The sequence below is a fragment of the Vicingus serpentipes genome (genome assembly GCF_007993035.1).
Lineage (GTDB): Bacteria > Bacteroidota > Bacteroidia > Flavobacteriales_E > Vicingaceae > Vicingus > Vicingus serpentipes.
This window is the reverse complement of sequence record NZ_VOOS01000001.1, coordinates 39,362-59,818: the sequence shown is the minus strand read 5'-3', so window position 1 is coordinate 59,818 and position 20,457 is coordinate 39,362. Positions and strand designations below refer to the sequence as shown.

General features: G+C 30.1%; 12 protein-coding genes. 1 reads left to right on the top strand and 11 read right to left on the bottom strand.

Annotated elements, in window-relative coordinates:
• Positions 1-16: 16 nt before the first annotated feature.
• From FRY74_RS00230 to FRY74_RS00190, 9 genes are all read right to left on the bottom strand, one after another.
• Entirely contained in the window at positions 17-1,459 is a 1,443-nt protein-coding gene (locus FRY74_RS00230; protein WP_223265789.1) for an MBOAT family O-acyltransferase, read from the bottom strand.
• A gap of 253 nt (positions 1,460-1,712) precedes the next feature.
• Positions 1,713-2,363: a hexitol phosphatase HxpB gene (hxpB, locus tag FRY74_RS00225; protein ID WP_147097469.1), complete on the bottom strand. Its 651-nt coding sequence runs from the start codon at positions 2,361-2,363 to the stop codon at positions 1,713-1,715.
• Positions 2,360-3,607, bottom strand: a complete 1,248-nt coding sequence (locus FRY74_RS00220) for a GDSL-type esterase/lipase family protein (protein WP_147097467.1) — start codon at positions 3,605-3,607, stop codon at positions 2,360-2,362. Before FRY74_RS00220 ends, hxpB begins: the two co-directional genes overlap by 4 nt.
• Positions 3,597-5,057, bottom strand: coding sequence for an SGNH/GDSL hydrolase family protein (locus FRY74_RS00215; RefSeq protein WP_147097465.1), 1,461 nt, complete (start codon positions 5,055-5,057; stop codon positions 3,597-3,599). Before FRY74_RS00215 ends, FRY74_RS00220 begins: the two co-directional genes overlap by 11 nt.
• 56 nt (positions 5,058-5,113) lie before the next feature.
• On the bottom strand, positions 5,114-6,562 hold the full coding sequence (locus tag FRY74_RS00210; protein WP_147097462.1) for a lytic transglycosylase domain-containing protein: 1,449 nt from the start codon (positions 6,560-6,562) through the stop codon (positions 5,114-5,116).
• 96 nt (positions 6,563-6,658) lie between these two features.
• Positions 6,659-9,679 (bottom strand): ligand-binding sensor domain-containing protein, encoded by a 3,021-nt coding sequence (locus FRY74_RS00205; protein ID WP_147097461.1) that lies wholly within the window; start codon positions 9,677-9,679, stop codon positions 6,659-6,661.
• 31 nt (positions 9,680-9,710) lie between these two features.
• Positions 9,711-10,049 carry a translation initiation factor gene (locus FRY74_RS00200; protein WP_147097459.1) on the bottom strand — a complete coding sequence of 113 codons (339 nt, stop codon included), beginning with the start codon at positions 10,047-10,049 and terminating at the stop codon, positions 9,711-9,713.
• On the bottom strand, positions 10,042-10,920 hold the full coding sequence (locus FRY74_RS00195; protein ID WP_147097456.1) for a diacylglycerol/lipid kinase family protein: 879 nt from the start codon (positions 10,918-10,920) through the stop codon (positions 10,042-10,044). The genes FRY74_RS00200 and FRY74_RS00195 overlap by 8 nt, the downstream gene beginning before the upstream one ends.
• Positions 10,917-12,815, bottom strand: a complete 1,899-nt coding sequence (locus tag FRY74_RS00190) for an LTA synthase family protein (RefSeq protein WP_147097454.1) — start codon at positions 12,813-12,815, stop codon at positions 10,917-10,919. The genes FRY74_RS00195 and FRY74_RS00190 overlap by 4 nt, the downstream gene beginning before the upstream one ends.
• Before the next feature lie 231 nt (positions 12,816-13,046).
• On the opposite strand from FRY74_RS00190, the gene FRY74_RS00185 reads away from it, so the two are divergent.
• Positions 13,047-15,032, top strand: coding sequence for an alpha-ketoacid dehydrogenase subunit alpha/beta (locus FRY74_RS00185; protein ID WP_147097452.1), 1,986 nt, complete (start codon positions 13,047-13,049; stop codon positions 15,030-15,032).
• A 13-nt stretch (positions 15,033-15,045) separates the two neighbouring features.
• Here the strand turns inward: FRY74_RS00185 and FRY74_RS00180 are convergent, their stop codons facing one another.
• A complete protein-coding gene (locus tag FRY74_RS00180) occupies positions 15,046-17,271 on the bottom strand; it encodes a patatin-like phospholipase family protein (protein WP_147097450.1) in 2,226 nt (741 codons plus the stop codon).
• A 73-nt stretch (positions 17,272-17,344) separates the two neighbouring features.
• On the bottom strand, positions 17,345-20,404 hold the full coding sequence (locus FRY74_RS00175; RefSeq protein ID WP_147097448.1) for an ATP-binding cassette domain-containing protein: 3,060 nt from the start codon (positions 20,402-20,404) through the stop codon (positions 17,345-17,347).
• Between the last annotated feature and the right edge of the window lie 53 nt (positions 20,405-20,457).

Sequence of the window (20,457 nt, the reverse complement as noted above, 5' to 3'; positions counted from 1 at the left end):
CTATCAAATATAACACTTAAAACTGGAAATAAATAAAGGCTTGCATACCAGAGCTCATGGCTTGATAAATACCAAAGAAAGTTAGCGTAGTCAATAAAATTTTAACAACTAAAGGTAAGTTAATAAAGGTTTCTTGGTACCAATTTTTGGTTTTGGTTGGTAACCAGTGTATAGCATAACCAATTGCCATAACAATAAATACATTGCTGTACGAAACTAATATAGCAGGTATTAAGGCAAAACTAAAATTGTTTCCAATTTGGTGTATAATTTGCCAAGTCGTTCCCATGCTTTCGGCTCTAAACCAAATACGGGTAAAGGTTATAAAATTTAAGGTGATAAATACTTTAAAAGCAATGGCTAAAAAGTTATTGTACTTTTCGTAAGGGCTTATTTTTTTCCAAAGTTTATAAACCATCAATCCTAAGCCGTTTAGTCCGCCCCAAATTACAAATTGCCAACTTGCACCATGCCATAAACCACCCAAAAGCATGGTTATTAGCAAGTTAATGTTGGTGGTTAGCCATTCTCTAAATCGTTTTATCCAAATGGCTAAGAATACTAAACAGATTAATACCCAAATAAAAATGTACAACACCAACATTTTACCCGACAGTAAAACGATAAACAAGCCTATAAACAAAGCACTTATCCATGTTCCCCAGCTTCCGCCTCGGTTACCCCCCAAAGGGATGTATAAATAATCTCTCAGCCAACCTGAAAGGCTAATGTGCCAACGTTTCCAAAATTCGCCAACGTTTTTAGCCTTGTAAGGCGAGTTAAAGTTGGTTGGCAGCGAGAAGCCCATTAAGAGAGCAATACCAATGGCTATATCGGTATAACCAGAAAAATCGGCATACACTTGCAGTGAATAACCATATAGTGCCATTAGGTTTTCGAAACCAGTATACATAGTTGGAGCATCAAAAATTCGGTCGATAAAGTTTACGGCAATGTAATCGCCAATCACTACTTTTTTAATCAATCCTTTTAAAATCCAAAACAATGATAAGCCAAAGTTGTATTTGGTTAACTGATATGGTAAGTAGAGTTGAGGAATAAAATCAGCAGCCCTAACTATAGGTCCTGCAACCAATTGAGGAAAGAAGGAAACATAGAAACCAAAATCTAAAATACTCTTTACAGGTTTAATTTGTTCACGATAAATATCTACCGAATAGCTAATGGTTTGGAAAGTGTAGAATGAAATTCCAACAGGTAATAAAATGCTATCCACATCAAAATGAGAACCAATAGTATTGTTGGTAAACTGAGCAAAGTGATTAAATACATGGTAATCGGTTTGGAAAAAGGCGTTGTAAGCATCAGTAAAGAAGTATGCGTATTTAAAATAGCACAACACAAATAGGTTGATAATGACACTTGTGGCTAAAAATATTTTTTTAACTAATTGTTTTTTTGAGCTGTGAATTAGCATGCCGATAATGTAATCGGACATGGTTGAAAATAACAGTATGCTTATAAAAAGCCCACTAGTTTTGTAGTAAAAGAATAAACTTACAAGAAACAAATAAGCATTACGTAAGCCTCTTTTTTTGTGTAAAATAGAGTAGAATAGGAGTACAACTGCAAAAAATGCCCAGAAGAAAAATTGCGTAAAAATTAATGGTGCATCGTTATTATAGGTGAAAATGCTTTTTAGATTTTCTACACTAAAAAACCATGATAACCATCCTGATATGTTGCTAGCACTATCCAATGTTTAAATCTTTAATTTGTGTTAAGCTTGTTATATTAAAATCGGCTATATTAAAGTTTGGATTGTTTTGGTTCTCTTTTTCAGGAACAACAATCGTTTTCATTAAAGCAGCTTTTGCAGCCAATAAACCATTAAATGAATCTTCTATAACTAAACAGTTGGTTGGTTTAACCCCTAAATCGTTTGCTGTATTTATAAATATCATTGGATGTGGTTTTCCGTAAGGTAAATTCTCAGCGGAGTTTACTACATCAAAATAATTGTTTAACTCTAATTTGTTAAGCACTGTTTTTATTAAACTACTTGCTGAAGAAGAAGCTAAAGCTAGCTTCAAACCTCTTTCTTTAAAAGAATTAAGTGATTGATAAACACCATTAATAGCGTCTGCTTTTTGAAGTATTAATTCAGATACAGTTGCTAGCAATTCTTCTTCAACTTGTGCAATTGTTTTTCCTTCCCAACCCAACTTTTCGTGCCAATATTCAATTACTTCAATTAATCGCATTCCCATAGTTTCACGGCACATGTCTTCTGTAAAATTTAATCCCACAGTTTTAAATGTAAGTATTATTGCTTCTCTCCAAAATGGTTCTGAATCGATAATTACTCCATCCATGTCATATATAACAGCTTCTATTTTCAATCTTTTGTATTTTGAATTGCTTTCAAATGTTTGTCGTATTCTTTCATAATTGCAGAAAACATTAAGTCTCCCATCAATTTATAACCATCACTAGTTAAGTGTATTTTATCTCTTTTTGCAAATTTGTTTTGCTCCCATGTTTTTATAGAACCTAAGCCACCCATAACTTCAAACATATCCCATAAGCCAGCATTGTGCTTTTTAGCTAGTTTAATCATCGTTTCTTTTGCTTCATATACTCTTTTGTTTGGGTATCTTCTTTTGTAGTAGCTATCATTGTTGGTTACAAATAAAAATTCACAGTTAGGGTTTACTGATTTTATCCAGCTAACTAGTGTATCGTAGTTTTCTTCATAGCAATAGGTACAAAAGTCAGGATCGTAAGCATCATTAATACCTATACAAAAAATCACTAAATCGGGCTGAATAGCTTGTAAATGCTGAGTAAATAATTCACATTTTAAATAGCTTGAGGTACTTGCTCCGTTTACTCCAATTGAATTGTAAACAATACCTGCATCATCATTATCAAGACTTAAACCGTATAGGTTAAAATGTGTTTGATTGCTGTCGGTTCTGTATATGTTAAATTCCAATGAGTCTTGATGTGTGTTGAATTTAAATTCTGTGTAACCAATTTCATGGTTTATTTCAATAGACGCGCAAGTATCAGAAATCAATTCTAAACAAAAGCTAGTAGAGTCTAAATCGTGAAATACCTTAATGCTGTTAAAGTCATAATAAGGTGTGTCGTCACCTCTAAAAGTAATTTTTAAGGTTGAAGAACTGTCTAAAGTCGTTGCTGTGACTCCCGAGACTCCCCAAGTAGAATGATGTTTACTAACTGAATTTCGATAACCATTCCATTCGCCAGTATAATCTATTTTAGCGTAATATGGTCCGTTAGTTTTCGCTAATCGGTAAGGGAAAATAAAACCTCTACCACCATTAAGGTTAGGAGAAAGTTGTTGGAAGTTAGTTCTCAATTGGTTCGACCAAATATCTGCCTGAATGTGTGACCCGCCGATTTGCATTAAGTTTACTTTGCCTTTACCGTTAAAAATCAACGTGTCTAGCTTACTGAATAGTGTGTTAAAGTTTGAACTATCGTTATAAAAGTAAACTACATTAGAATCGTAATTAACAAAGCTATACTCTTCTGTTAACTGGGGGTTAGACTGACTTTTAACAACTGTAAAAGCGAATAGAAATAGTGATAATATGTATATTTTTTTATTTTGCATTTACAGTTGTAGTGTCTTTTTCCTCTTTTATTTCTTCTAATGGTACGCTTGGATTTTTATAATTCTCGTACATCTTAATAAGTTTATTTGTAAACTCAACAGCAATTTTTTTAGCTCCTTTTGGACTAAAGTGTATATAATCAGATGCTGCTAAAGATGGGTCTGCATTAACCCATGTAGGCATAGAGTTTTTTCCTCCCATTACTTCATACATATCCCAAAACATACAACCAGAAGAAATAGAAGCTTCTTTTAAAGCATCTCTAACACCTTCTAAGTATGGGTAAGTAACAAATTCAGTTCCTTCTTTAATCGACATGTCTCCTGGCCCGATTACAATAAAAGCAGCATTTGGGTTTAATTTTTTCATAAAGTATATCTGAGATTTAAACCAATTACCAAATTCTTTGCATCCTTTTTCGTCTTTTATATATGGAACAACATTTCCTCCAAACTCCATAATAATTAAGTTAGGAGAGAGGTTAGCAAAACTATTGCTCAATAACGTTTGATTTTGTTTGGTAAAAATTGTTCCAGACGAACCTCTTAAAGGAATATTATCTACAACAACACCATTGTTTCCTTCGAGTGAAATCCCATAAATATCAGGGCTATCCGCACCGCTAAACATAATAGATATTTCTTCAGGAGTATTGCTAAATGTAGTTGAAAGTACTTGAAATGGAGTGTTTGCTGATATTGTACCACTTTTTAAAATGGCTCCATCTGCAATAATATCATAATGAACCGGCTTATAGCTATTGCTTAATATTACTTTTAAAAGATGGTGAGTTTTTGTTTTACTATAAGATGCTCTTGGTTTTTTTAATGTTATCCACGCGTTGTGTTGCACAGAATCAGGAATAATAGTTGTTGAAGGAATGTCTGTATATCTGCTAAAAGCCATTAACGGTCCATATTTGTTATGCGTAACAGAAGAATCTTTTCGTCCAAAGCCTGGGAATCGTTTCCAGTTTTCAGAAAATTCAATATTTACGCTCATTTTAGGAGCTACTTGTATTACATCAAATAATCCAACTCCATAGCCACCAAATTTAACTTGTAGTTCATTTCTTAAAACTGAAGTAATACGGTCAGCTTCAATTTGAGAATCACCATAATGCATAATTCTTACTTTTTTGTTTTGCGCATTATCCAAGGCATCAAAGAAACGGTGTAGGGCAGGTTTTGCATTGTCTGCCAGCTGTATACTTTTTCTGTAATTTGATAAAGAATCTAGGCGATATTTGATAAGAGTTGAATCTATTTCACTAACAATAACTGTAGAATCAAATAATTCAATTAAGTCTTTTTGTACATCGGCTAAACTATCAGCAGTTGTATTTTGATGAGCGAAAAATTGATTAAACGTTGGAAATTCAATTTTGGTGGATCCAATCTGAATCCCATCTTTTGGGAAAATAGCCATTATCCCAGCAAGAAGAATCATCACAATAACTGTAAAGAGCAGGCTGAAGATGGGTTTTATTTGCTTATTGTTATCCACTATTTTTTCTTAATCTTTAAAACTTGTCCAACATCTAAATTGCCATCAATACCATTTAAATCCATAATGTTTTGAGCAGAAATTCCTGAATACTTTTTTGCAATTACCCATAGGTTATCGCCTGATTTAACAGTGTAAGTAATATAGTCTTCATTTGAAGGTTCAATGTCTTCAACTTTATCGTTTTTCTCGTTATAAACTGGCTCTGGCGCTTTTGTTTCTTTTACTCTACTTGGAGCATTTGCTTTAGAGTAGATAAGTAGTTTTTGACCAATATCAATTCGAGTTCCTGAAATATTATTCCAATCTTGTAATTGGCTGACTCTAACATCATATTTTTCAGCAATAACACCTAAAACATCACCAGACTTGACAGTATATGTAATAGGTTCGCTTCCTGTAGGAATAACAAATTGTTCAGTTTGTGGTTTTTCAATTGGTTTTAATAAAACGGAGTCTTGATAGTAATAAATACTATCACATAATTGGTAAAATTTATCCATTTTACTTTTTGGGAAAACAGCTTCAAAACTAGCAGGGAAAACAGCTTTGTTTAGGGTTGGATTATAAAAAAATAATTCTTTAGTGTTAATTTTTGCAACATCTTCAATTGCTTTAAATTGCAGTTGATGTTCAATGTAAAAGGTGTCAACGTCTAATTTAGGTTCTATTTTATTTCCATTACTATTGTTTTGAGCATAGCAATAAATCATTGCTTGTAAAGCAGGAACGATATCTCTAGTATTGGTATTTAAATAAGGATAAATTTCTTGATATGTAGAAGCGTTATGTCTATTTAATAAATTATTTATATTACCTGATCCAGAACTATAAGCTGCTAGAGTAAGCTCCCAATTGTTATACAGTGAATTTAAATGGGTTAAGTATTTTAGAGCTGCCTCGCTAGATTTGTTAATGTCTTTTCTTTCGTCTACATATTCATTTACAGCTAATCCATATTTTAGTGCTTGAGGGTAGTTTAAGTGCCAAAAACCAGTTCCACCAAAATTATTCATCGAATTAGGATTAAAACCAGAGCATATAGCTGGGATTAACAGAAATTCAGTTGGTAGATTGTTTTTGTTTAATAATGTTATGAGGTTAGGGGAGTAGTAGTTGATTAAATAATTTAGAAAGTGAATGTTTTTACCGTTTGAATAAAGATTAATATATTCTTGAACCTTAGAGTTATAAGTTAGTGAAAAATTATTTTCTAATGTTTTTAAAATGGAATCACCATTTAATGAATCTATTTGTAGCTTGTTAGATTGCTCTTTAGTTGGGTTAGGAGTATTTAAATCAGATATTTTTAATAGCGATTTAAAGTAAATTGATGTTGTGAGGTTGTTAAATTCAGTAGTGTAACTACTTTCTTCTTGGGCTATAAGAAAAGAGCTTGCTAGCAATAAACTAAATAAAAAAAGGTATGTCTTTTTAATTTTAAGCATTCAAACATTAGTATTTATACTAAGTTGTAAATATGCTTTAATAACCTTGATTTTTAATGATAAGCTTTTGGAGTTTATAAACAACAATGTGTTAAACTAGCTTTTTTTTCTTGACTTAAAGTCAATTTGGTAAACAGTACCTTTTTGTTCTAACCTTTCTATGGTTCCATCTAGTTGTTCAACAAATATTTTAATCAATTCCATCCCTAAGGATACATCTTCTTGTTCTAGAATATGTGATTCCATACCAACTCCATCATCTCCAGCAACAAGGGAGAATGTATTATCGTCAATTTGGGTTAAATGAATAATTATTTTTCCTTTTGCTCTATCAATAAAAGCATATTTAAGCGTGTTAGAAATAATTTCATTCAATAATAAACCAATTGGTATTATTGTATCGATATCAAATTTAACTTCATCAATTTTTATGTCTAGAAAAATATCAGTATTTATCGAGTAGGTTCGAATTAAGTCGTCAGTCAATGCTAAAATATAATCTTGAAAATCAATATGGGCTAAATCGCCAGTTTGATACATTTTTTCATGAATCAATGCCATAGAGCGTATACGATTTTTTGCTTCGTCAAATAAAGCTAACGATTTGGAGTCATTAGTATAACTAGACTGAATACTAAGTAAGCTATTAATTACTTGAAGATTGTTTTTTACACGGTGATGAATTTCTTTCAATAAAATTTCTTTTTCATCGCGTTGCTTCTCTATTAAAATGGTTCTTTCTCTAACTTTTTTCTCTAATTCTTTACTAATTTCAATTTGACGTTTTTCTTTAAAGGTTGTTACTTTAAATAAGATATAACCTATTATGGTAAATATGATCAAATAAAACCACCATGTTTGCCATAAAGGGGAAGTAATTGTAAATTCAAATGAAGCAGCTTCTTGAGTCCAGATTCCTTCATTATTTCTTGCTTTTACAAGAAACTTGTACTCGCCAGGAGGAAGATTAGAGTAGGTCGCAGAAGTTTTTTTTGTACTTGGAAACCAATCTTTATCTAATGGCTCAAGTTTAAAACTGTATTGAACATATTCAGGATGAGTTAAGTTTATTCCAGAAAATTCAAAAGTTAAGTGATTTTCATTATTATCTAAAACCAAATCATTAGGGAGGTTATTCCATGATTTATAGTCTTTTGTGTATTTTAACCAATTTACATCTTCAAAAAATAGTTTTACTTTATTTAAGTGGATAATTGGTTCAAAAACATTTGATTTATCTTCAGCAGGGTTGAAGCTAATTAAGCCAGCTATAGTTCCAATCCATAGTATACCCTTTTTATCTTCATATATTGCTCTGCTATTGCATTCAATTCCTTTAAAACCTTCGAGAGCACCGTAATTTTTAATTCTATCAATTTGTCCATAACTATTTAACGTGATTTTATCTAGACCTTTGTTTGTTCCAACCCAAATATTACCTTTTAAGTCTGTATGTAAGAAGTATATGACGTTAGAAGATAGTCCATTATCTATAGTTACAGGTTTAAAGTCAATTCCATCATATCTAACTATGCATCTATCAGTACCAAACCATAATTTCCCATATTTATCTTCAGTTATACTACCAATATAATAGTTACAGAATCCTTTAGAGTTTGAATAAGTAGTAAACTTATTATTTGAGAACTTATTTACACCAAGTCCTGTTCCAATCCAGATGTTTTTTTGTGAATCTTCATAAATTGTATGAATGTAGTCATGAGATAATTCACAATTCTTTGTGTTGTATGTTTTAAAAATATTATTCTCAAATAAAACTATTCCTGATCCATTTGTTCCTATCCATAACCTATTTTTAGAATCAAAAAAAACTGACCTTATTTCATTTGAAGGTAATCCTTGTTCTTTAGTGTATTTTTTAAATATACCATCTTTATATTTTATTAATCCACCGTTTGTTGCAAACCATAAATTACCTTTGTTGTCTTTAGTAGATGACCTTACTTTATTACTGGGAAGAGAATTGTTTTTATTGTAATGAATTGTTTTTAAACCATTGTGTTCAAATATACCATCGTCACCAGTTGTTACCCATAAATGATTGTTATCATCTCTAATAATGCTAAAAATTGCAGGAGAGTCAAAACCATTTATATTGTCATAATATGTGAATGCTTTTGTACCTAACTTAATTAATCCAGACCCACTAGTTCCTAACCAAACATTTCCAGACCTATCCTTCAACAAATTAGAAATGTGGTTGTTTTTTAAGCCATTCTTTTTAGTGATATTTGTAACTTGAAAATTAGAGTGAAGTAAATAGACACCATTTTCATTAGATGAAAACCATATTTCATTATCATTATCGATTAAAATAGATGTAATACTAATGTCGTTAGGGATTGGAAGTGAAGTAAATTCAAAGTTTTGTTTTTCATCAACACTACCAGATAAAAGTTTAATTGCACCTTTATTTTTTGTTCCGATTAGATAGTTGCCATCTTTATCTTCAATTACATATTTAATTTCATCAGAGGGAAGTCCATTTGAAGTATTAATAAGTAGGGTGTCTTTTTTACTAAGAATAACCAGACCTTTATTGGTTGCTAATAAAGTGTTGTTTTTAGAGTCAGTTGTGATTTGGTATATTTCAGCACTTAATAAGGCATTATTTTCAAAGTTTTTAAAATATCCATCCTCATAAATTGATAGTCCGAAATTACTACCAATCCAAATTCTATTTTTATCGTCGGTAAAAAGAGTGTTAAATCCTGATGAATATAATAGATTATCACTTTCATTGTAGATAGTAAATTTTCTTCCATTATACTTAGTGATACCACCAAGAGTTGAAGCAAACCAGAGGTTGCCATCATGGTCTTCTGTGATAGCTCTTATCATATCGCCAGATAAGCCATCTTTCTCTGAATATTGGGTAAAAGTAATGCCGTCAAATTGACAAACACCACCACCTGAAGTACCTATCCATAAATAACCCCTTGAATCTTGAAAAATAACATTTACTTCAGATTGAGATAAACCATCCTCAACGTTATAATTCTTAAAGTCGAAACTTTGACTAAATAGAGAATTTGATACTAAAATGAATAGTATCAATAAGATTTTAGTTGTTATATTTTTTTTGAGTTTTTTCAATTAAGCAAATGTAAGTCAATAACTTTTGATATCAACCACCAATTTTTTTAGTTTTAGTAAAACCTAAATTTACTAACAAATCATAAACTTTTTCTTTTAATTCACCTTGAATTAGAATTTCACCATCTTTACAACTTCCACCTACACCACATTTTGATTTTAAAGTTTTACTAAGGTCATTTAGATCATCTGTAGACCCTATGAAGTTACTAATTATTGTAACAGCCTTTCCTTTACGTTGTTTTCTATCTACAAACACTTTTAATTCTTGTTTATTATTTTCAAGAGTTTCAACTTCTTCAATTTCTTCTTCATAATCAAAGTTTTGATTGGTAGAATAGACAATGTTTACTCTATTTTTTTTACTCATTGCTTATTACGTTTAATGATTTTGGATTAACTTCAATTTGTATTATTTCGTGATGTTTAACTGGCTCTCCATCCATGTGCATTTCAGGGCTTGGAGATTGAATTTCTACTTGGTTTGTTTTGTATTCAGTTACATACTTACTTGATAGTATTTTTTTATTAAATAGTTTATAGGCTAGGATTGGTGCAATATAAAGAGGAAATGGTTTAAGTCCTATCAATCTAACAAATCCATCATCCAATTCAGAGTTTGGTGAGATAAAAGCATTATTACCATATTGATTTGAATTTGATATTGTAATTAGTAAATCTTTCGTTGTAACTGTTTTATCTTTAAATATCAGTTTATATTCTTGTGGTTTATATCTAAAGTATTCTTTTACAGATATTTTTAAATAGGTTAATAAGCCTCTGGTGGGAGCTTCATCAAATTTCCATGCTACATGAGCATCAAACCCCAATCCAGCAGCTCCAAGGAAAGGTTGTTTGTTTAAAAGTATAGTATCTATTTTTTTTGTTTTATGATTGTTGAGTTGCTTTATAGCTTCAGCAATTTTCATGGAAATTTTTAAATGTCTTGCCAATCCATTACCAGAACCTGTAGGGATTATACCTAGTATACAGTTTGTATTTATAAGAGAGGTGCCTACTTCATGTACTGTTCCATCTCCTCCAACCGCAACAATAATATCAAAGTTAGGATGCTCATTTTTAACTATTTCTTTAGCGTGTCCAGCATGAGCTGTAAATTGAATCGTTGAATTAAATTTATTTTTATCTAAGTATGAATCAATTAACGAAACTATATTTTTTTGCTTTCCAGTCCCAGAAATGGGATTTACAATAAATAGTATTTTTTTTTGCTCACTCATTTAATGTTACTAATAGAAAGTTTGTTATCAATTAAGCGGTTGTTATGTTGTTGAATTATTGCTTTCAGCTCTTTTTCAAGTTTAACTTTAATGTTGTTGTATTTATCATCATTTAATAAATTCCTAGCTAACAATTTATCTGAAGCATAATTGTATAATCCAGTTGTGTTTTCACTGTCGAATAACAAAAGATAATCATTTTTCAGTAAATAAAACGTGTTTCTAGAAAAGCCAACAACAAATCTATCACTTTTGTTCAAAGGCAATCCGAAAGATATAATTTTAGAATTTATCCCTAACAAACTTAAAACAGTAGGAGTTATATCACAATGTTGGAAATAATTTGTATCAACTCCCTTTAAAGTGGAAGATGGATCATAAATAAATAGAGGTATTGCAAATCTTCCAATTAATGTTCCGTATTCAGGATTTAAAGAGCTAACTGAATGGTCGGCGGTAAAAACAAATAGCGTATTTTTAAACCATTCACTTTTTTTAGAGTTATTAAAAAATTCTCTTAAAGAATAATCAGTATAACCGATTGTTTCATGAGCATCTAATATACCAACAGGAAATTTATTTTCATATTTTTTAGGTATAGAATATGGGTGATGAGATGATAACGTAAAAACAGCACTAAAAAAAGGTTCTTTCGTTTTGTTTAATTGATTGCTAAAGTATTGAAGATAGGGCTCATCAAAAATACCCCAATGACCATCATAGTCTTTTTCTTTATTTGGATATTCATCCATTCCAAAGTAATTATCTACACCAGCAATTTTAGTGAAACCATTAAACCCCATAGTACCATTAGAACCTCCATGGTAAAAAGAAGTATTGTAGCCGTTATTCTTTAAAATGCTTGGAAGAGCATCAATTTTATTGTTAGAGTAATTCGAAATTACATAAGGCGTATTCATTAATGGTGGTATTCCTGCCAAAATTGAGGGTAAAGCTTCTATAGATTTACTTCCATTTGAATAAGCATTTGTAAATGCATAACTTTCATTAATTAAAGAATCTAAAAAAGGGGTAAAACCAGATCCATTATTAAAATAACCTACATATTCTTTAGCAAAACTTTCTAAAATAATGAGAACAACATTTTTATTTTTAAATAGCCCATCATCATTAAGTTTTATAGCTGGACTATAAATTTTAGGTAATTCAGCTGGGGTAAAAAAATCAGTTACGGGTAATTGATCGTTTAATACTGTTTTAATAATACAAAAAGGAGTGTTTAAAACTAAAGGAACGTTCTGAGGTGAGGTGTTGTTTGCTGCATTTATAATGTCTAGAGGTTTTAGTTGCAGACCTCCTCTAAACCCAATTGCAGTTAACCCACAAATACCTATAAAAAATAATAATTGAGCGATAGCGTTTTTTGTTGATTTTTCAACTAAAATTGAAGGTGATTCACTTTTACGGTATAAAAACTCAGTAAAAGAAATAAGAATAATAAGTAATACAAAGGCATACCAAAAATCAGCTAAATATTGAGGTAGTAATTTTAGAGTATCATCATTAGTTGACACAAATCTAAAAAAATCAGCAGTTGTTCGTTTTAAAGCAAATTGATAATAACCTAAATCAATTAAATTAAAAATCACACCTATAGTATTTGCTATGTGAAACAATAGTTTAATTACTATTTTATAACTTTTATTATATCTAATACCAAAAGGAAGAATTGATAACAGAATAAAAGGTGAAAAAAGGTAAGATATAGCAACCCAATCAAACCTTAGTCCATAATAAAAAGCATCTATAGGAAAACCATCATTAAAAAATGAGGAATTGAAAAAGTAAAAAGAGAAGCGACAAAAGGTAAAAACTAAAAAACTAATGCCAAGTTTTTTAGCTAATGAAATTAAATGTGAGAAATCTATATTCATATAAGAAGCCAATAATTAAAGCTTAGAACTAGGCTTATCCTTCAGTCCACACTTATCACAATTATGATTATTTGCTTTTTTAAATGATCGATAAGCAATATAACTCACTGATAAGGCAATTAATAATATGACATATATTTCTTGTGTTTCCAATTTAAAGTATTATAAATAAAAATTCTCTAGTCAAAGTTAACTAAAATCAATTAAATTTGAGGCCTTAAATAATGTGTTATGACTATAAAGTATAATCGAAGAAAATACACTGACAATGAATTGTTGGATATCTATAAAGCTTTAATTAAACCTCGTTTAATTGAAGAGAAAATGTTAATACTTCTTCGACAAGGTAGAATTAGTAAATGGTTTTCTGGTATTGGCCAAGAAGCAGTTTCGGTAGGTGCAACTTTAGCTTTAAATAAAGATGAATATATTTTGCCTATGCACCGTAATTTAGGTGTGTTTACCGCTAGAGAAATTCCATTATTTAGATTATTCACTCAGTTTCAAGGAAAGATGAGTGGTTTTACTAAAGGTAGAGATCGTTCTTTTCATTTTGGAACAAATGAATATAATATTGTAGGAATGATTTCACATTTAGGTCCACAACTTGGTGTCGCTGATGGAATAGCACTAAGTAACTTGTTAAAGAAAAACAACAAAGCTACTTTAGTTTTTTCAGGAGACGGAGGAGCAAGTGAAGGTGATTTTCATGAGGCATTAAACACTGCTGCAGTATGGCAATTACCTGTAATTTTTGTGATCGAAAATAATGGGTATGGATTATCTACTCCTTCTAATGAGCAATTTAGATGTAAAAACTTTATCGATAAAGGAATCGGTTATGGGATGGAGACAGAATTGATTGAAGGTAACGACATCCTTGATGTTTACTATAAAATAAGTCAAATTGCGGAATCTATTCGTAAAAAGCCAAGACCTGTTTTGGTAGAATGTATGACTTTTAGAATGAGAGGTCATGAAGAAGCTTCAGGAACTAAATATGTTCCTCAAGAATTAATGGATGAATGGCAAAAGAAAGATCCAACAACTAATTATGAAGAGTTTTTGATTGCTGAAAAAGTATTAACTGAGGCACAAGCTGAAGAAATTAAAGCGTCAATTAAACAAGAAATTAATGATGAGCTTGAAAGAGCTTATGCTGAAGAGCCTATTATCGCATCTACAGAAACTGAGCTAGCAGATGTTTATGCTCCATATACTTATAATGAAACAAAACCAGCAACAACTAATAAAACAGAAAAAAGATTAATTGATGCTATTTCTGATGGATTGCGTCAGAGTATGGAAAAGTATGATAATCTTGTTTTGATGGGGCAAGACATTGCTGACTATGGAGGAGTTTTTAAAATTACTGATGGTTTTGTAGAGAAGTTTGGAAAAGATAGAGTAAGAAATACACCGTTATGTGAATCAGCTATTTTGGGAGCAGGTTTAGGATTGGCAATTAATGGCGATAAAGCAATGGTTGAAATGCAATTTGCTGACTTTGTGAGTGAAGGAATTACACAAGTATGTAATAATTTGGCTAAAATTCATTACCGTTGGGGACAAAATGCAGATGTTGTAGTTCGTATGCCAACAGGTGGTGGCGTTGCTGCAGGTCCGTTTCACTCGCAATGTAATGAAGCTTGGTTTACACAAACTCCAGGTTTAAAAGTAGTTTACCCAGCTTTTCCTTATGATGCAAAAGGATTATTAATAGCTTCTTTTGAAGACCCAAATCCAGTGATGTATTTTGAGCACAAAGCTTTATATAGAAGTATTACAGAGGAAGTTCCAGATGATTATTATACATTAGAAATCGGAAAAGCAAAAGTATTGAAAGAGGGAGAAGATGTTACTATCGTAACTTATGGAATGGGGGTGCATTGGGCTTTGGAAATTTTGAAAAACCATCCAGAAATTAATGCTGATTTAATTGATTTAAGAACCTTGGTGCCTTTAGATACAGAAACAATATATAACTCAGTAAAGAAAACGAATAGAGCAATTATATTACATGAAGCAACAATGTTTAATGGAATAGGAGGGGAAATAAGTGCGTTAATTACCGATAATTGCTTTGAGTATTTAGATGCTCCAGTAAAAAGAGTAGCAAGTTTGGATACACCAAACCCTTTTATTAATCAATTAGAAGAAAACTTTTTACCAAAGCAAAGGTTTGAAGAGGCGTTAATTGACTTGGTTAATTATTAAGAAGTTTTAATTTTTATTCTTCTAATAATTTTGCTAGTCTAACAATCGATTTTTGGTTGTTTTTTGAGTGAATTGAATTTAAGACATTGGTCTTTTCTTTTTTTGTTAAATGCCAACTCAATGATATCTGGTTGTTGTTACTTTCTAATTCAAAATCAATCACATCAATAGGGTGAGATAAATCAGCACTCAAGTATTGGAGCATATCATCCAAATTATAATCTTGGATTTGGAATAGATTCCCATACAAACTTCCTATAGGGCTATTTGCTGATTCAATGATAGATTTTAAAGGATTGTTTTCAATTAATTTGTCTTTTGATTTATCTCTTATGGTAATAACAATAACACCACTAGTATTGTCATTAATCCAGTTTTTAAAGGTATGAATGTGTTTAAAAGTTGATAAAGCACCATAATTGTCTCTCATACCTGCATCTAGCACATCTATTTGTGGTTCGGATGGTAAAGATACATTTGGCATTATGTAAGGAAAAGTTGCACTCATTCTTAATGCACTTGTAAATTTTAAATTAGCAGCATCTTGGTTTTTAAACAATCTTGAAAACTCAATGTTTTCAGCAATAGGTTGACTAAAAGTGTTATTGTTTGGGTTGTTGTTATTTAAATAAGAAATGTGCTGAGCAGAAATTAACAATCTTCTCCCATCATTAATAATTGTAGGGCTAAAAATCATGATTGGAATTTGAGCATTGACTTCTGGAGATTTATAATCTAATAATTTTTTATCTAGTATATTCTCAGTATTAATCAATAATTGTTTTTCAAATGCATAGCCTCTATCTTTTGTGTAATTATTTCCGTTATAATTATATTTTTTAGTACGAATAAAAAAGTCGTTTGTAGCCATATAAAAGGCAATGGGATTTAATAAATCCTTTGCCATATTGTTGATATAAATCCTGTTAGTAATATCGGGTTTTAAATTGTTATGTTGATTTAATAAATACAATTCTCTATAATACGCAGCACCAATCATTCCTCCAGAAGAACCAGTGATTAAATGCGATTGCTTAAACACTTTATTATTAAATAAACTATCAAGTTGTTGAAGAGTAAAAAATGTCCAAAGCGAAGCCCTAGAACCTCCGCCACTAGTATTAATGTAAATCAGTTTGGGTTTAGCAGCTTGGTTGTTTTTGCTTTTCCAATTTTCTAAAATTTTAAGTTCATTATAATAATCAGTATTAAAATTTTTGTTGTTGTTTTTTAAATCATTAATAGTTTTTATAGAGTACTCTGCTTTTTGAGTAGTGTAGTTTAAACCATAAGCCATATTAGTGTAGCTAAAGGTTTGGTATTTTGATAATAGATTAACAATAATAAATAAAACAATAAAAGTGAATCCAGTCCAACCTTGAAGCCAGGTATGCATTGCACTGAATAGTATTAAAATTGTAGTGAAAAATAAAACCACACTAGCTCCAGCAGGTATTATAAATATTGGGTTTTCACTTAAAAAACCTAAACCAATTAGTGTTAAAAAAACAGTAATTTCAAAAATGGAAGCATTTATTTTATTCTGCTTAAAAACAGACTTTAACATTTCTGTATCATAATGTGAAATGTCTCGAGCATTTTTTGTTTTAAAAGGATTGTGCAAATAATATTCAACATGCCATTTTTTAGATTTTTTAAAAAACCTAAACCATCCTTTTTCTTTTAATAAAAATGAACTGACATTATTCGGTTCATTATCTTCTTTTATTCCTAGAATTTTAAATATGTTTTTATTAGTAGAAAAGAAATAGGTGAGTGAAAAGAAAACGAAAGAGATATATCCTCCAAGTAATCCAATTATGAAAATAGTTATTTCTGAATTTGAATAGAGTTCTTTTGTATGCAAGAAGTAAGCTATTTTAAAGCAAAAATAAATGATAAACAATAAAGGAAGTAATGAATTATTTATGCAATACTTTAAGAAAGGATACTTTAAGGTAGCAATAAAAGGGAATTTGTTACTATTAATGATATAACCAGTAACATTAAAAGCCATTACAAAACCACCAATGGAAAAACCCATTATAAAATAAGACCAAACGCTTACTTCATTTAAATATTCAGGAGCTAAAAATAAATAAGGAATACCATATTTTACAAATAGATTTTCCCCAACAATACCAAACAGTATTATCCAAAAAAGTAAAACAAAGTGATTTCTTTTAATGCTAATTAAAAAGAGTTGTGTTGGTAAAAAGTAGAATAGTTTTCTAAACATTTTTGAAAATCAATTATAGCATGTAATGTACATACTATAAATACGATATTGGTTTAAAAGTGTTTAGAAAAGGTTATTTTTTGAACTTTTCAAATACTTTTTCCAATCCGTCGATTAAATTTTTAAGTGCATCAAAATATAATGTAATACTTAAGAAGATAGACATTAACCAGATAATAGCAATGTTTACCCAAAAAGTATCAATATATACTCCAAATATTTTCTTTTCAGGAGCATAAAAATGAGCTCTAAAATCATCAGGACTTAAGTATATTGGATCTGCTTTTTGTATTAAATGATTATCTAACTCAATAATTTTATTTAATTCGTTTTTATCTTTAACAAAATCAGATAAAGCATCATTTGTATATCTGTCTTTCATTTCAATAAACAAATCTCTCGCTTCTTTATCCTTATTTAACTTAGAGGCTAATTTGTCCCTACTGTTATTAGCATTCTTATACTTTTGAAGATAGTAGTTATTTAAATCTAAGAAGTAGTTTTTTGTATTTGTGAAAACTGTTTCATTAACCTTGTCTATGTATAACTTGTCTAAATCAGCAAATTTAATTTCTGTATTGGTTTCAATTTCTTTACCAATCTCATTTCTAAGTAATTCAAAATTGTTAACGAGTTCTTCTTTTTTAGTTTCATCATTAAGGTAATTCTGCGAACTACTTAACTTTTCTCTAAGTTTTGCTAACCAGAAGTTCTTTTTAAATTCTACAACTTTTAATTCTTTATCAAGTTTGTAAAATTGTTTTTCAAACTTATTGTCTTTAAATTGATGAACAGCTAAAGCTTCATAAGCCCATCTAGAGGTCATAATTTCACCAACCACTGGAACTTTATCTTGTAGAGTAATTGTAGGGTTTAATTTGTCGAATTTAACAATTACACCACTTAAAAGAAGCTGCGGAATAACTAAGAATGGTATTAGTATATATATTGTAACAGCTGAATTAAAACTTGCCGAGATGTTTAACCCTAGCATGTTTGCAAAGCAAGCTGTTGAGAATAGAACTAACCAATACGCAACGTTCATACCATCAATTCCTAAAATACTATTACCAATAATAATAAATGTAAATGTTTGTATTGCTGAAATAGCAAACATGATTGATATTTTTGAAAATAAGTAACTTCCTTTACTTAAGTTCAAAAATTTCTCTCTTTTTCTAATTTTTTGATCTCGAATAATTTCTTCGGCACTTACTGTTAATCCAACAAAAAGAGCAACAATAACAGACATAAAGATATAGGCTGGTAAATTTTCATTTTCTCTAAAAATATAACCTAACTCATTATTTGAATCTGCATTAAAATATCGAACTAAAAAGGATAGTATAAAAGCTAAAACTGGAGCTTCTAAGAAGTTAATAAGCATGTATTGCTTATTAGTCAATTTAGAGAGTACATCTCTAATAATAAAAACTTTAAACTGTTTTATTTTATTAGGAATACTAAAAGTAATATTTGGAGCAGTTGTTAGTCTCTTAAAAGTAGAAGAACTTTTTTCAATTTTATCTAGATAAAATTGATACCATTCTTGAGGTGATATTTTTCTATTTAAAGTAGGGTTACCGTATTCATCTACAACTCTTGATTCAATAATATTGAAAATTTGTTCAGAGTTAACGTTACCACAAGAAACACATTCACTTTCATTGCTATTAACGTGGTTCACTAACTCCTTAAAGTAAATAACAGCATCTACTGGATTTCCATTATAAATTGGGTAACCTCCAGTATCTAAAATCAATAAATTGTCAAACATTTTAAAAATGTCAGACGAAGGCTGGTGAATTACAACAAAAACTAACTTTCCTTTTAAGGCAAGTTCTTTAAGTAAATCCATTATATTTTCAGAATCTCTAGAAGATAATCCTGATGTAGGTTCATCAACAAATAAAACTGCTGGTTCTCTAATTAATTCAAGTGCAATATTTAAACGTTTACGCTGTCCACCACTAATGGTTTTTTCCATAGGACTACCAACTTTTAAGTCTTTAGCCTCAAGTAAACCAATGCTTAGTAAAACATCTAAAACTCTTTTAGTTATTTGTGCTTCGTTTAAATTATCGAAACATAATTTAGCATTATAGAAAAGATTTTGGAAAACAGTTAACTCTTCAATAAGTAAATCATCTTGAGATACATAGCCAATTACGCCTTCAATTTTATCTGGTTCATGATGAATGTCAATTCCGTTTATGGTTATTTGACCTGTTGTTGGAATGTATGCACCATTCAATAAATTCAATAGTGTTGATTTTCCAGCACCACTAGCTCCCATAATTCCAACCATGTGGCCAGATTCTTCAGAAAAACTAAAATGGTGCATTCCATAATTACCACCCTTAAACTTATAAGTTAAACCATCAACATTGAATACTATTTTTTCAGCATTATCATCTTTAAAATAAGAGCTAATAATATCACTATAGTAAATTGGTTGAACTCTAGAACTTCTGATAGATGAACCTTGACTTAATATGTGTGAACGAGTTTTATTAATTAAAATCCCATTCATATAAAGTTCAGAATCTCCGTAGTAGCGTACAAAGAATAAGTTAACGGTTTCAATTTTTAAAATTCTTAATTCACCATTAATGCCTTCAGAATAAATATGTTTACTTTCTTTTAATTCGTTTTCTTTTTTGCTATTTATTACTAAAACACAAGGAGAATCAAATTTCTCGTCAATCGATTTTTTAGTAAACTCTAAGCAGTGATTAAATTCTTCAGGCGGAATGTTAAAGGTCTCAGATACAGTGTTTATAAACTCTAATTCTTGTTCTGAAGGATGATTGTTTGCATAAATAAATTCGATTAAACGAATAAGAACAATGATTTTTTGTTTTTGAGCAAGTTCTTCGTTTATCTGAGTACAAATTAAAAGAACTTTTACAGAGTTTACTGAAGTTCTTTTCTTTCTTTTCGAGCCTTCAGACTTTTTGTTTTTTGCTTCAATAAAATCATCGTATAGCCTTAAATACTCTTTAACTAATTGTTGATTGAGTTGTTGCTTTAAAAAAGATTCAACAATATTTCTGCTGTTTGCTGTTAATTCTTCAGTATCTGATACAATTGAAAACAACTGCATTAAAGCCTTTAGTATTCTTTCACTCATAGTTCAAATCTCTATTTCGAAGTTAAGATACAAAAAAAGGCATTATTTATACA